Raw genomic sequence first — 15,401 nt, forward strand, 5'->3', positions numbered from 1 at the left:
TTTTTATTGTCACCATTATTTTAGTTAAGATTCGCACTTAGTATTTGAATTCAGCCACTTAGTATTTGCATTCAAAACTGGCCATAAACTTATTAACAATGGGCTATCAATGATTATATTGTGTAGCCTTAATATATATTAACATTGTCGTTTATTGTTTATATTTATCAAAAAATATGACAAAAAAGTCATAATAACTGCCTATCCACCAATTACATCAACTCAGTTTTCTGTTAAAATTAATAAGATTATCTAAAAATTATAATAAATACCAATGATGTAAAGGGATACCGAAAATATATGATAAATGCATTACTTAGAAGTGGTGATATTAAAGATTTCAAAATACTAGGACATGATGGAAAAGCCGCTTATTTAGTCGCTACTCAAATTCGTGAAATGTTTAGAGTAAAATTAGGCAAAAAGTATGCCGACTTTTTAGCTATTCCCCAACGAAATGATCATGGAAATATTATTGATTGGTATATCCCTTTTGATTCAAACCAGTCTGATGGACAGTATGATATTGTGCCTTGGACTTCCGCCAGCGAAACTGAACAAAGCTCAACACTAATTCTACTTAAAGAATTTGAACAACAAGTGGTGAATTTAGGTAAGCAATTAGCAAATAATCCAAATTTGACAGGGGATCAACTATTATTTAGTCGCCTTATTTATGATCCTAAGCATGACACCACTAGTTCTGATCCCAATTTGATGGCTATCCGTTTTCCTGGTAATGACTTTGTTTATATTGTTGATGGTAAACCAGTTATTACTTTTTGGGGATTTATTAACTCACAAACACCTCAAGCTAGTTCACCATTTTATTGCTTAGAGCCAGTAAAAAAAGATGCTTCAATTATTCCTCCTGTTAAGATGCAAAAACCTTGGTGGAAACGTTGGTGGGTATGGTTACTAGGCTTATTACTTTTATTATTACTGTTATTGGCAATATTCTGGTTACGAGGTTGTGGACTAAAACCACAACTACCAGTTGATCCAAAGCCATTATTGGATGACAAAAGTAATGCCAGCTTACCAACGGTAGTAGATGAACAACAAAATAAAAAAGATTTTGAGTTAAAAGAGAATATTGATAGACAAAATGGTGTTATTAATACAGTAAAACCCAATGTTACTACCTCAATTGATACAAATGAGTTACCGATTATTGTTGATGGAAAAGACCAAAGTATAGCGGATGTAGGAAAAAATGACAGTAATAATAATCTACCTCTAGATGCTCAACCCAATATCGATGAGCAAGCAAATAATGCTGACACCAATAATACAGGCAATAAAGATGAACAAACTAATCCTGTAGATTCTGATAAAAAAGATAATTCAGATGTAAAAAAAGAGAATGAAAATAATGTTCAAACTCCTCAACCATTGGATAAGAACAATAACCCAGATGTTAACAGTGACACAAATCAAAGCAATAATTTAGCTTTACCTGAAGATGCAATGAAGCAAGGCTCAACAAAATTTCTTGATGGTCAATGGAATGTCGGCGCAGGAATACAAGATGAAGCAACCGGTAAACCATTACAATTAACTTATAATTTTAATCAAGGTAATGGTGAAGTGACCATAACTCGCAGTGATGGGGTTAAATGTGTTGGTAAAGTAGGCAGTGGTGTTGAAAATGCAAATTTAAATATTTTCAGTAATACAGAAGCTATTTGCAGTGATAATACTAAATATCAATTACCAAAAATTCAGTGTAAGTCTAGCAATAACAATCAAGCTGATTGTCAGGGAATTTATAATAACGGGATTTCGTTCCCAATTACTATGAAAAAACAATAGGGTTGTATATGCTTCCAGAAATACGCAACTATGGTCAAGAAGTCACTTTAATCATGAATAGTGGGATTCAGTTCCTTGATTTTGCTCTTAAAATAGATTGGAAAGATAATCAATGGCGCAGTAAATTAAATGGTTGTTTCATTGATCCATCAGAAAGTGGCACACTAATTAGATTAATTGAAGATATCGATAGTGGTAAATTTTTTTCACCCGATAATCTTTCTGTTGCGGTTAAACCAACACAAGAAATTAGTGTTGATCAATCATTAAAATTGTATGATGGTATTTGGTTGCCAATTCCGATTTTAAGATCAATACCACCAGATCGTTTTGATAGAGGTCCTCACAATTGGAGTCGAGTTCGAATTGTTAGTATTCCAGAGGGTGAAGATCCAGATGGAAATACCCACCGTATTACATTTGCCTTTGATACTAAAATTTTTACTAATACGCAGGATGTTGCTTATCTTGCCCCAACTGACAACGATGTTAAAACCGGCTCTGTGTTTAGTTTAGCCTACCGTTCAGATCAAATTTCATGGTATTTAGAACTCAAATGGATAACCAATTGGTTAATTGACTTATTCAAAGAATTAGCGCCACAACCTGAGCGCTTAAAAATGCATAAAGATGATATTAACCAAGAGATTAACAGTAAAGCTTATTATGGTCATTATTTGAATGTTATTCATTTGCTTGCTGATTCATTGCATATGCCAACTATTAAGATCGTGTCAAATAATAAAGATGATATAGTAAAATCTATTCCTGTTGATATGATTCTTGATGTCGGTAATTCTAGAACTTGCGGAATTTTAATTGAAGATCATGTTCAGGATAAAGATAGCTTAAATCGCCGTTATGAGCTTGAAATTCGAGATTTAACCCAACCTGAATATATTTATAATGAACCTTTTGAAAGCAGAGTGGAATTTGCGCAAACCTTTTTTGGTAAAGAACATTTTTCATTACAGAGTGGGCGACGAGATACTTTTCGTTGGCCAAGTATTGTCCGAGTAGGCAAAGAAGCAAGTCGTCTAGCAAGCCGGCGGGAAGGGAATGAAGGAGCAACAGGTCTTTCCAGTCCCAAACGTTATTTGTGGGATCAAGATAAATATGAACAAGGTTGGCGTTTTAATTCGCATTATGTAAAAAGCGATCATGAACCTTTTGCGACCTCAGAACCTTTTTCAAGTTTAATCAATGAATACGGTGAAGCACTACATATTCTCAATAATGATATAGCCGAAGAATATGACCGTAAGATGCCTGTTTTCCATCCTAAATACTCACGCAGTTCTTTGATGACATTCATGTTATGTGAAGTATTAATGCATGCTTTAATGCAAATGAATAGTGTCGCACAGCGCAATAAACTTGAACATGCCAAAACACCACGAAATTTACGCTCAATTATTTTAACTATTCCACCAGCTATGCCAAAGCCAGAACAGGCAATATTCAAATCATGTATATATCAGGCCATTGGGCTAGTTTGGAAAAGTCTTGGTTGGGACAATACTGATGATAATATTGACTTTACTAATCCAGAACAATTAAAAACTGTTTGGCCAAATATTCCTGAAGTACATGTGCAATGGGATGAAGCAACTTGTGGGCAAGTTGTCTATCTGTTTAATGAAACACAAAATAATTATAATGGTCGATCAGAAGAGTTTATTTCCTCAATAGTCCGTCCAGACAAAACTAACAAGCAAAAATTAACCATTGCCACAGTGGATATCGGTGGTGGTACTACTGATTTAGTGATCAACGATTATGAACTTGATTATGGTGCAAATAAACAAGTAAATAGCAGTAATGCTTATATTATACCAACACAACGTTTTCGTGATGGGTTTAAAGTCGCTGGTGATGATATTTTACTTGATTTCATCCAAGATACAGTGTTAACAGCATTAACCAATGGCTTAAAACAAGCAGGTCTTGCTGATCCTAATCCGATTTTATCAACCATTATTGGTTCACAGCAACTTTCTATTCAAGATGCCGTTTTACGGCAACAGCTGACATTACAGTTATTCACGCCGATTGGTTTACAGGTATTAAAAGCATATGAACTCTACGATCCATTACGTGCTGAACAACATGTTTACAACACGACCTTTAATGAATTATTACAACACAATGTAATGACTGATAATGTACTTAGTTTTATTAACGAACCGATTAAACGTGCATTAAATAACCCGGAATTTTCGGTGCTTGATCTGAATATTGAAATAAACCTTAAACGTATTCACCATTTATTTATTCGGGGTGACTATTACAATATTTGTAAAACATTTGATGCTTTATCTGAAATTATTAGCTGTTACCAATGTGATGTGCTGTTATTAACTGGTAGACCTTCTCGATTACCAGGGGTGCAAAGTTATTTTCGTTCGCGTTTATCCATTCCTGCAGGGCGAATCTTACCTCTACATGGTTATTATACTGGTAGCTGGTATCCATTCCATAAGCAGGAGCGAATTGATGATCCGAAAACAACTGCAGCGGTCGGGGCAATGCTTTGCTTTTTAAGTAAAAATCTACGTTTACCTAATTTTTATTTTAGAGCATCTAATATAAATTTATATTCAACCGTAAAATATATTGGTCTGCTAGATAACCTTAATATGATAAAAAAAGAAAATGTCTATTATCGAGACATTGATTTGGATGATCCAGATTATGTTTTACCTGAACTTACATTTGAAATTCGAGGCACCACTAGACTTGGTTTTAAACAACTCGAAATAGAACGCTGGCCAGCTTCCCCAATTTATACCCTGACAATTGAAAATAGTGAAGTTGCTAAACGACTTAGTGCAGATGGTGTCGTACTTGAAGTCACGTTAGGGATTAAAAATAGGCAAAAAGCAGTCGAAAATTTTTATATTAAAAATGTGAATGCCTCAGATAGTCGGCCGTGTAATAAAAATCAAGATATTAAATTGAATTTAAATACTATGGTTAATTCGGGCTTAATTAGTACGCAATATTGGCTGGATAGTGGAATGATAAAACGATGAAAAATTTAAACGAACAACTTCCTCAATCTTGGGATCAGGTTTATCAAGCGTCGGCTAAAGCAATCAAGTGGGTAGATCAAACTCGTGCTTCATCAAAACGTTTAGATAATGAAGCGGATGGTTTAATTCTTGATCTTCGTCGTTTGCGAAATAGCGCAAAGCGGTTAGGCGATGTATCGACTAAATCTGTGGCAGTAGGTTTTTTTGGATTATCGCAAGCAGGTAAGTCTTATCTTATTTCAGCACTAGCTGCTGGTGTAAATGGTCGGCTCGAAACGATTGTTGATAATGAAGTCTTAGATTTTATCGATCATGTTAACCCAGTTGGTAATGGTAAAGAAGCAACGGGTTTGGTAACACGCTTTAGCCGAATTGCAAAGGGCGGTATTGCTAACTATCCACTAGAATTGAAACTATTTCAGGAAATTGAAATTGTTAAAATTCTAATTAATGCTTATTTTAAAGATTTTGATCAACAAAAAGTAACTAATAACATAGGGTTTTCACAATTAAACCAACTTATTCAACGTCTAGAAAATAAAAAGCTAGCAGGTAATACTGGAGGCATCACTGAAGATGATATTGTCGATCTTTATGATTACTTATTAGAAAATTTTGGTAATTCACTTGAAGGATTAAAAGGTGGTTATTGGGAAAAAGCCATGCATTTGCTACCTTATCTTTCAACAGCAGACCGAGGAGAATTTTTTTCAGTTCTGTGGGGGGGGATTCCTGAACTGACAACAATTTATGTACAATTAGCCACAACTTTAACTAGCTTAAATCATGTTAATACTGTATATGCCCCTCTTGAAGTATTAATTAAAGATAATGATGGTATTAAATCGCAAATTGACAGTATTATGAATGTGGATATTCTTGAACGACTAAATACTGAACGCGATTCCGCTATTACTATAACGCCACTCAATGGCGTACCAACATCAATATCTTTAGCTCAACTGGCTTTTTTAACCGCTGAGTTAATTTTCCCATTAGTTAATCAAACACGAGTACCAACATTTGAAAATGTTGATTTACTTGATTTCCCTGGGTACCGAGGTCGTTTAAATTTGATTTCTATTGCGGACGTTAAAGAAGGTAACCCAATTGCACAACTTTTGTTGCGTGGTAAAGTGGCTTATCTTTTTGAAAAATATACTGATAGCCAAGAAATGAACGTTTTGGTGGTTTGTACACCTTCAGATAAACAGTCTGATGTTAACGATGTAGGTCCAGTGCTTGAGCGTTGGATTGATAAAACTCAGGGTGAAACAGCCGAAAAAAGAGCAACTAAAAAAGCTGGATTATTATGGGCAATAACCATGTTTGATAAACGTGTTGGCACATCATTAACACTATCAGAAGATAATCTTAAAAATAGTTGGGGCAAAGGTGGATTGTTACAACAAACTATTTTGGAACGTTTTGGTAGCTATGATTGGTTAACCAATTGGTCAAACAATCGTAAATTTAATAATGTTTTTCTGGTTCGTAAACCTGGATTTGATGTGCCATTTTTAACTGTTGATCCTATTACTCAGCAAGAACAGTCTTATAATGAAAGCTATCAACAAAAGATGCTTATGTTAAAAAATACCTTTGTTGAAAATGCTGATATTAAAGAATATGTGAATGAACCGGAATCAGCATGGAATGCTATGCTAAAGTTGAATGATGGTGGAATCGAACGGATTAGCCAATATCTAGAACAAGTCGCTATCACTGAAGTGAAACAACAACGTATTGTTGAACAACTCAACGAGAAAATTGATTATATCATCAATATGCGATTTGATACTTGGTATCAAGCTGACAGTGATGAAGAATTAGGCAAGAAAAAACAAATTATTGCAGATGTTGTAAAAAAACTACAAGGTAAGGCTTTATTACTTGGTGAATTGCTCAAGACGTTAGAACTACCGGATCAGACTATTCGTGCTCTTTATCATTCAAACCATGAAGATAGTGAGATAACAAAAGATAGTAATGATAATACTCTAAGTGATTTAACAGATGATTTTGGGCTCAATACTGATTTTGAGTTATTTTCAGATGATAATTCACCTTTAGATAGTAAACCATCAACCACTTTATCAACTGAATCAAAATTTGCTAAAACAGTGTTCACTAATTGGTTAGAACATTTGAGGAATATTGTGCTGGATAAACATGTTCTGCAATTTTTTGGTTTAGATCAAAAATCACTCTCTTTTGTGGTTGAAGAACTTATTACCGCAGCTAATCGTTTAAAGCTAGAAACGAGTTTAACTGAGCGAATTTTAAAAAATGAAAATACCGGTAATAAACGTGATGATCTTGAATCTAGACAAATTAGTACGATTCATACTCTGCTAGCTGACTTCATTGCATGGCTTGGTTTTATCCAAGGACAAGCAATTGATATACCGATGAGCCGAGTTAATCAAGGTAAGCCCATATTTTCTTCACCACTAAGTGAATTTACCAATCAATCATCACATCCGTTACCAAAACTTGATGATAAGACAAAAAATTATTCTCAATATGCCATATTTGATTGGTTTATTGCTTTTGCTAGATTGGCTCAAGAAAATGTTGGTCATCATGCTGGACGTGAAATAAGTCAGGAACAAAATAGCCAACTAGGAGAGATTTTGACCTCTTTTAAACAATCTCAAATAAATTAATGTGGTCAGAAAATTGTTGTTTGAAATATTAAAAAATAATGGAGAAGGTTCCCTTCTTTTTAAATAAATACCTTTTCTAATCAATATTGATGGAAAAGTACTTAGGTATAAAAATAGAGGATATCATGGCAATACGAATTGAATTAGATGGCTATAAACCAGGTGTGGCCAAGTTTTTGGCTTACAAATGGAATGGTAGTCCTAATATTGATATGCTTATACAACGCAATCAAGATGGTTATTATTTATCAGAGCTAAACCAATGGAGCAGTGAAAAAACTTGGCATCCGGTTGATAATTTGTCAGTTAATAACCTGCAATTAACAGGGGAAGTTAGTGAATGGTTAGTTGATTCTTTGATATCACAAGGTAATTCGGTACGTTTTTTTATACAAATACGGGATAAACAAAACGAAAATTATATAGATGGTGGTGTTGTCAATATTGCTGAGTCAGTATTGGCTTCTTCAGCATTAGATAATTTCACACCGCCGCCTGATAACAACTCAGTTGAGCCAAAACCAAAAACAGAACCTGAATTATCATCAAGTAATGGAGCTGATGATTCTCTATTAGACACTAATTCTAAACAAGAAACTACACCAGATCCCATTTTGCCCGAAGCGCCACTTAAAGTAGAGCCGACAATTACGCCTAAGGCAACTACACCAGTCAAATCTCAAAGTAAATTAAGTATAATAGCAACAATAGTTGTAGCTATTTTGGGTTTTGTGGGGCTTATTATCAGATTTAGTTATTTATCTTCTGAAGATCAACAAGAAAATATAACATCAATCCAAGTTAATAGCCAGTGTAGTCTAAATAATGTAACAGATGATGACATGACTTTTATTCAACAATGTTTAAAAAGCAAGCCAACTGTAGATGCAATTATTCAGTTAATAACTGAAGCTAAAAAAAATAATAAATGCAATGTAGCTCAGCGGTTGTATGCTAATCAAGCACAGCAAAACGCTAAAATTGCTATGCTATATGCACAAGAGTATGACGAGAAATATTATCAAGCAAATAATTGCTTTAAACCTGATAAGGAAACCGCTATTTATTGGTACGAAACTTCTTTGACCCATAATAGTAATAATGCATTAGCCAAAGAGCGTTTATCTGAGTTACAAAAATAGTTAGGAATGACATATGAAAAAATCAATTGTCTCAAATCTATGTATTGCAGTTTGCTTAACATGTTTACCTTGGATAAGTTTTGCTGCTGAGCCGCTCAAACAAGCTGGTAAAACAACGCTTTATCAGCGTGTTCTTAGTACACCAGCGTGTAAATTAAAAAAAAATATTACTGATACCAATGGGGAATCAGTAATGACTTTCTCCCGCTTTTATGTTTATGAGCGTAACAATGATAATAACCAAGAATGGCTCAATGTTGGACCAGACTCTTATGGTAAAACAATTGGCTGGATTAATAATTCATGTGCTATTGCTTGGAATATGCAAATGACATTAGTATTCACCAATCCTGTTGATCGAGATCCTCTACTCTTTTTTAAAGATAAAGCATCGTTAACTACTATTGTCGATGCTAATCAACCTGAATCTTTACTAAAACCTATTCGTGAGGCGTTAAAATCGGGTAAACCAATACCGGAAGTTATTGCCCAGGAACCTAAAGAATATGTAGATTTTAAAAACAACTTTTATTTACTTCCTATTTTACAAGGTGAAGAAGTAATGAATGGGCAAGGATTTTACGAACGCGTTTTAGAGATTGCCTCAGTAAGTAAACAAGATACATTAATTAAAAACGACAGCAAATCATCAAATAAACAAATAGTAGATGATAAAAAAACAAACCAAATTGTGCCATTTAAAGCAGCTATTGTGTTTGTAATTGATTCAACTATCTCAATGGATCCCTACATTGCACGTACTAAAGAGGCTGTGGAACGAGTTTATCAACATATTGAAAAAGAACATTTACAAGAACAAGTAAAATTTGGTTTGATCTCTTTTCGTTCTAGTTTAAAGGCTTCGAATAAACTGGAATATGTCACCAAGGTTTTTGCTGATCCTAACCAAGTTAAAAGTAAAGAAGACTTCAAAAAATTAAGCGCATCACTGAAACAGGCTGCTGTTTCGACGGCTTATTTTGCAGAGGATTCTTATGCTGGTGTTTTGCAAGCATTAAATGATATTAATTGGAATAGCTTTGGCGCTCGTTATATGATTTTAATTACTGATGCTAGTGCAATTCCTGGTGATGATAAACTATCTAGTACTGGTATGGATGCAGCGCAGCTTCGACTGGAGGCTCAACATAAAGGTGTAGCAATTTATGCTTTACATTTAAAAACACCAAGTGGTGAAAAAGATCATCAAATTGCGGCAGCTCAATATTCCGACTTAACTTATAATGATTTTATTCATAAATCTTTATATTATCCGGTTAATGCTGGTGATGTAAATGAATTTGGCAACAAAGTTGACTCGCTAGCAAAAGCATTATCTGAGCAAGTTAAACTTGCCTATAGAGGGGAAGTATCGGTTGGTAATGTGCTTAACGCTAAAGATGATAATTCTGGTATGTTAAAAGATGCATTATTATTGAGTAAGGCAATGCAACTTGCCTATTTAGGTGATACCAAAGGAACTAAAGCACCAACATTTTTCAAGGCGTGGATTACTGACAAAGATTTTGTTAAGCCAACTATTCCAACAGCTGAGCCCCGTATTTTATTAACCAAATCTCAATTAAGCGATTTAAGTGATATTGTGAGTAAAATTGCTAATGCAGCAAATGATGGTTTGATTTCGGCTGATGATATGTTTTCGCAACTTCGTTCCGTTGCTGCTGCTATGGGGCAAGATCCAACTAAATTAAAATCAGATTCGGTGACTAAAATTGCCGACTTAGGTCTGCTTGGTGAATATCTGGATAATATTCCGTATAAAAGTGACGTAACTGGCCTTGATCAAGATACATGGAAAAGTATGAGTGGACTAGAACAAGAAAAATTTATTCGTAATTTAAATAGTAAAATTCGCTATTATCAAAAATGTAATGCGGATGTTGATCGTTGGATTTCGTTAGCTGAAGGTAGTGACCCTCGTGAAAATGTTTATCCTATTCCTTTAGAAATGTTACCGTAAAACCAATGTTAACTATAAAGCAACTGGCAATTTCGCGTTCAACGGGTAAATCTATGTTTAGAGTTTGCCTGCCAGAACTTATGGTCAAAGCTGGGGAAGTCGTAGTCATTAAAGGCGATAGTGGTAGTGGTAAAAGTACCCTGCTAGAAATGATAGGTATGATTCTCAAACCTGATGAGGTGGGTTATTATAATCTCTTTTTTGACGAGCAAAATGTTAATATTACTACGCTTATTAAAGATAATAGAATTGACCAACTAACAAAAATTAGATCACAGTATTTTGGCTTTATGCTTCAAACAGGCGGTTTACTTCCATTTTTGACAATACAAGATAATGTTCTGTTGCCATTTAAGTTATTACAAAAAAAGATTGATATTATGCGATTTGACTATTTGGTTGACAAATTAGGGATTTCTCATTTATTAAGTAAATACCCGAAGCAATTATCAATTGGTGAAAGGCAACGAGCGTCTTTTATTCGTTCGATTATTCATAAACCAGCCTTACTCCTCGCTGATGAGCCTACCTCAGCTCTAGATCCATATAATGCCAATTTACTTTTTGATTTAATTATACAACAAGCTCAACAAGATAATATTGCTGCAATAATTGTTACTCATGATTGGCAACGCATTGCCAATAAAGGGTTATTTACCTTATCAGCACAGTTAACTTCTCCGCAATCATCAACATTTTTACCATTGCAAAATAAGGTGGATAAAGATGATTAACCTTATATCAAACTGGTTATTGATAACACGTTTATCCTTGGCTGATTTATGGTATGACAAAAAGGTTTCATTCTGTATTATTGCCTCAATCATCTCTGTTATTACACCATTACTACTATTATTTAGCTTAAAATATGGGGTTGTATCTCAGCTTCGTCAACAATTACTTAGCGATCCGCAAAATTTAGAAATTAAAATAGTTGGTAATTTACAACTAGATACTGATAAGTTAGATTGGATAAAAAAACAACCCGAAACAGCTTTTGTCATTCCACTTACTCGCTCATTAAATACTCAAGCCGATCTTATTAAAGATTCAGGTCATTTTGTTAATAATGCGGAGATTATTCCAACTGATTCAAATGATCCTATTACCCAAACCTTACCTTTAATTGATAACAAATTTGAAGTTTTATTAAGCTCGCTTGCCGCCGAAAAAATGCAAGCAACTATAGGTAGTCGGGTAAAAATAATCATTACACGACAACTTGATGGTAAAATAGAAAAGGGTATAACTGAATTAGAAGTAAAAGGAATTATTCCAGAAAGCCGTTACAGTCGTGCTGCAGCGTTTGTTTGTTTAGATTTGCTTATTGATATGGAAAATTTTTATGATGGTTTTCAAAGTGAAATTTTTCCAACCGCTACCGGTCAGTTAAATCCACCAAACCACACATCGTTTGCCAGGGCAAGAATTTATGCTAATTCATTAGATGATGTTGCACCTTTAGCTTTTAAATTACGAGAACAACATATCGAAACTCGTACTCAGGCCAATGTAATTGAAAACATGCAAGCCATTGACCGAGTTCTTAACTTTATTTTCAGTGTCATTGCTATTACAGCTATTTTAGGGTGTATTTTATCATTTATAGGATCTTTTATGTCAAATATTGAACGTAAACGTAAAGATATTGCCTTTATGAGATTGATTGGTTTTCAATCAAATGGGATTATGCTGTATTTAATTACCCAAGCTATGATCCTAAGCTGTTTAGCGTTTATTGTTTCTTGCATGCTTTTTGGGTTGGGGAATTGTGCTTTTAATATGGTATTAGGTAAAAATTTAGTTTCTCAACCTGTAGTGAGCCAATTACAAATTTATCATCTTATTATTGCATTTTTAATTACTTTAATTATCCCAGGTATTGTTGTAACTATAGGAGGTCGACGTGCTGTCAAAATTCAACCAGCTGAAAGTTTGCGTGACGTATAACCAAATAAAATATCTTTTCGCTGGATTAGCGATAAGTTTATTGCCTTTATCAAGTTATGCCCAATCGTGGGACAGTAAATTATATAATCCCAAACCATCAAAAGATGATGTTATTTTACCTATGCCATGTGATGGAAGTTTGGTGATGAAAAAGGTTTTTACACCAACGAATAAGCCACTAGATGATGTTAAAGTTGTATTAGGTAGTAATCAAAAAGAATTAGGTTTTGCCGAATATGCAACCCCTAATTATATTTCAGGTAGTTTTTCTGATTCAGGTAATGAACGATATTTCTTAATTGGTAAATATGAACTGACTGCTTTACAATATCAAGCAGTAATGAATGATACTTGCCCGACAGCCAAAGTTAATCTTGCTTTTCCTATCACAAATATAAGTTGGTTTGATGCTATTGCATTTACAGATAAATATAATCAATGGTTAATTGAAAACCAATCAAAAATTACAATCAATAGTGTACCGAAAGGCTATGTGCGTTTACCGAATAATACTGAATGGGAATATGCTGCTCGAGGTGGTTCAAAAGTAACCGAATCAGAATTTCGTGAGATTCGATTCCCCATGGTTAATAATTTAGAAAACTATGCTTGGTTTTCTGGTGCAAAATCAGCAAATGGAAAATTACAGCTAATTGGTAGACTTGAGCCTAATCCACTTGATCTCTATGATATTTTAGGTAATGCCAGCGAAATGATGTTTGATTCTTTCAGAATGAATAAACTTGATCGTTATCATGGTCAGCTCGGTGGTATAACTGTTCGTGGTGGCAGTTATTTGACTGCCGAATCATCGACAAACTCTTCTTTTCGTACCGAAAAACCTTTTTATGATAACAAAGGCGCTTATAAAAGTAAGGATGTTGGATTTCGTTTAGTTTATACCACAGAAATAATGCATTCTAATGATATTATTAAAGAGTTGGATAAAGAATGGAGTGCACTCGGTAGCGATGCTGAATTCTCAAAAAATGGCAGTGTTGTTAGTGAGTTGGAAAAAATCACTCGACAAGTAGAAGATGAGAAAACGAAAAAAGATCTAAATCAACTTAATGCACTACTACGTAGTGCAAATCAGGCACGTGATGAACAGAGAGATCGTTCTATCCAATCAGCTTTGCAACTAGGTGCTTTTTTATGCGCGAATGTTTCAGATCTTAATAGTAAATATGAGTATAATAATAATTTATATGACACAATGACCAATGAAATTTGTGATATAAAAGAATCTGAAACTTTAGATAATGATAATATGTGTTCAAAAGTAAAATTAAATAGTTTAAAACAGATACTAGATGAATCTAAAAGTGCGCGAGACTTTATTTTAAAATATTATTCAGATACTATTGTTAATACGGCATCAAATTACGAAAAACATACAATTAACGACCAAGCTAAAGCCACACTATTTATACTAGAAAACAGTGGTAAAGCAAATATGAGTGATTATTTAAAACTTTATTTTAAGCATATTAATCAATATATTGAATCTGGAAATGTTGAACGAACAACATGGCTGAAAACTTGTAATGAAGTAAAAGGAAACAAATCATGAATAGAATTATGGTAATTTTAACACTATGTGTATCGCTGGTCTTAATTGGTTGCCAATCTTCATCTGGAGGTGTTAACACTAATGATGTTGATCCTGCATTAACGCAAAATCATTCTGCACAATTTTTTAGCAAATCAGCTTGGCAATCATGTGCTATTGGTGCTGGAGTAAGTGGTGTTGGATGCCTATTATTAGGCGGTAAACCTGGTGTATGTGTTGCTTCGGCGGCTGTGGGCTGTGGTGTAATGATGGGAGCTAACTACTATCTTGATTCTAAACGTGCTCAATATGCGAATGCAGAAATGCGCATTGATGCTTATATTCAGGACATTCAACAAAATACACAAGAAGTGCAAGCTGTAACTGAAACCGCTAAAGGTGTGTTAGATAAAAATTTAGCCACCCTTAAAAATTTAAATCGGCAAATCAAAAATGCTTCAGTAAATAAAAAGCAAGCACAAAATGATTTGAGCCAAATTGATGCTAATATTGCGTATTTAACTGATAAATTAACACGTATGAAAAAAGTTGAAGACAATTGGGTTTCACTTTCAGCTCAAGAAAAGCAAACTGGCGTTAATGTGGATAAATTAGATAGACAAATTAATCAATTACACAAACAAATAGCTGGACTTGAAAAACAAATTGATCTTGTGACCAAGCAACGTTCAGCAGTAAGGGTGGGCTAATATGAAAAAAAAATATTTTATGTTATTTTGTACATTAACTTTGCTAGCTGGTTGTTCAACAACACCTGAACAGTGCGATCCTACCAATACCAACATAGGTATTATGGATAAAATTAGCTGCAATTATTCAGGTAATTATCAAACTCGAATTGATCAGAAAAAACAAATTTTAGAAAATGAGAAAAGAGCTAATCAACAGTTTAAAGAAATCTATGCAACGATAGAGAAACAGAAAAATGATACATCATTAAGTGTTAAACAAAAACAAGCACAGTTGCAAAAATTAAAAAGAGATTTGACTAAATTAACCAATGAAGTTAAAGAAAAAGCTAAAGGTCGTGATGACTTACAAGCACAAATTAATGATATCGAACAACAACTGAGCAAGGTTAATAATTCAAATGCTTCGGAAATAGAAAAACAAGTTGAGTTAGACAAGTTAAACAAAAAACTACAACAATTACAAAAAGCGTTAAATATATAAATTTAAGCATTTGGAAAACATGCTTTAGTAAAAATGTAATGTTAAATATTAGGGAAAACGTTA

Annotated in this window: 10 protein-coding genes; all 10 read left to right on the forward strand. The window is 33.9% G+C overall.

Features of this window, described 5'->3' with window-relative positions; genetic code table 11:
- The first annotated feature begins 300 nt into the window (after nt 1–300).
- The 10 genes from Q0K76_RS11945 (at nt 301) to Q0K76_RS11990 (ending at nt 15,338) form a co-directional block, all read left to right on the forward strand.
- Nucleotides 301–1,815, forward strand: a complete 1,515-nt coding sequence (locus tag Q0K76_RS11945) for an SrfA family protein (protein WP_294615900.1) — start codon at nt 301–303, stop codon at nt 1,813–1,815.
- A gap of 8 nt (nt 1,816–1,823) precedes the next feature.
- The gene (locus Q0K76_RS11950; RefSeq protein ID WP_294615901.1) at nt 1,824–4,850 is read left to right on the forward strand and encodes a virulence factor SrfB; all 3,027 of its coding nucleotides are present in this window, start codon (nt 1,824–1,826) and stop codon (nt 4,848–4,850) included.
- Nucleotides 4,847–7,519, forward strand: coding sequence for a virulence factor SrfC family protein (locus Q0K76_RS11955; RefSeq protein ID WP_294615902.1), 2,673 nt, complete (start codon nt 4,847–4,849; stop codon nt 7,517–7,519). Before Q0K76_RS11950 ends, Q0K76_RS11955 begins: the two co-directional genes overlap by 4 nt.
- A 125-nt stretch (nt 7,520–7,644) precedes the next feature.
- Entirely contained in the window at nt 7,645–8,661 is a 1,017-nt protein-coding gene (locus tag Q0K76_RS11960) for a hypothetical protein (protein WP_294615903.1), read from the forward strand.
- Nucleotides 8,662–8,674: 13 nt separating this feature from the next.
- Nucleotides 8,675–10,642, forward strand: a complete 1,968-nt coding sequence (locus tag Q0K76_RS11965) for a vWA domain-containing protein (RefSeq protein WP_294615904.1) — start codon at nt 8,675–8,677, stop codon at nt 10,640–10,642.
- Nucleotides 10,643–10,647: 5 nt separating this feature from the next.
- Nucleotides 10,648–11,376, forward strand: coding sequence for an ATP-binding cassette domain-containing protein (locus Q0K76_RS11970; RefSeq protein WP_294615905.1), 729 nt, complete (start codon nt 10,648–10,650; stop codon nt 11,374–11,376).
- Nucleotides 11,369–12,592 carry an FtsX-like permease family protein gene (locus Q0K76_RS11975; RefSeq protein ID WP_294615906.1) on the forward strand — a complete coding sequence of 408 codons (1,224 nt, stop codon included), beginning with the start codon at nt 11,369–11,371 and terminating at the stop codon, nt 12,590–12,592. The genes Q0K76_RS11970 and Q0K76_RS11975 overlap by 8 nt, the downstream gene beginning before the upstream one ends.
- The gene (locus tag Q0K76_RS11980; RefSeq protein ID WP_294615907.1) at nt 12,582–14,165 is read left to right on the forward strand and encodes an SUMF1/EgtB/PvdO family nonheme iron enzyme; all 1,584 of its coding nucleotides are present in this window, start codon (nt 12,582–12,584) and stop codon (nt 14,163–14,165) included. Before Q0K76_RS11975 ends, Q0K76_RS11980 begins: the two co-directional genes overlap by 11 nt.
- Nucleotides 14,162–14,854 carry a hypothetical protein gene (locus Q0K76_RS11985; protein ID WP_294615908.1) on the forward strand — a complete coding sequence of 231 codons (693 nt, stop codon included), beginning with the start codon at nt 14,162–14,164 and terminating at the stop codon, nt 14,852–14,854. The genes Q0K76_RS11980 and Q0K76_RS11985 overlap by 4 nt, the downstream gene beginning before the upstream one ends.
- A 1-nt stretch (nt 14,855) precedes the next feature.
- A complete protein-coding gene (locus Q0K76_RS11990) occupies nt 14,856–15,338 on the forward strand; it encodes a hypothetical protein (protein ID WP_294615909.1) in 483 nt (160 codons plus the stop codon).
- Nucleotides 15,339–15,401 lie beyond the last annotated feature (63 nt).

The sequence above is a fragment of the uncultured Gilliamella sp. genome, assembly GCA_945271295.1.
Taxonomy (GTDB): Bacteria; Pseudomonadota; Gammaproteobacteria; order Enterobacterales; family Orbaceae; genus Gilliamella.

Bases quoted from the DNA above. Each gene is read 5' to 3' on its own strand.
- Q0K76_RS11945 (WP_294615900.1), top strand. From the start codon at position 301: ATGATAAATGCATTACTTAGAAGTGGTGATATTAAAGATTTCAAAATA.
- Q0K76_RS11950 (WP_294615901.1), top strand. From the start codon at position 1,824: ATGCTTCCAGAAATACGCAACTATGGTCAAGAAGTCACTTTAATCATG.
- Q0K76_RS11955 (WP_294615902.1), top strand. From the start codon at position 4,847: ATGAAAAATTTAAACGAACAACTTCCTCAATCTTGGGATCAGGTTTAT.
- Q0K76_RS11960 (WP_294615903.1), top strand. From the start codon at position 7,645: ATGGCAATACGAATTGAATTAGATGGCTATAAACCAGGTGTGGCCAAG.
- Q0K76_RS11965 (WP_294615904.1), top strand. From the start codon at position 8,675: ATGAAAAAATCAATTGTCTCAAATCTATGTATTGCAGTTTGCTTAACA.
- Q0K76_RS11970 (WP_294615905.1), top strand. From the start codon at position 10,648: ATGTTAACTATAAAGCAACTGGCAATTTCGCGTTCAACGGGTAAATCT.
- Q0K76_RS11975 (WP_294615906.1), top strand. From the start codon at position 11,369: ATGATTAACCTTATATCAAACTGGTTATTGATAACACGTTTATCCTTG.
- Q0K76_RS11985 (WP_294615908.1), top strand. From the start codon at position 14,162: ATGAATAGAATTATGGTAATTTTAACACTATGTGTATCGCTGGTCTTA.
- Q0K76_RS11990 (WP_294615909.1), top strand. From the start codon at position 14,856: ATGAAAAAAAAATATTTTATGTTATTTTGTACATTAACTTTGCTAGCT.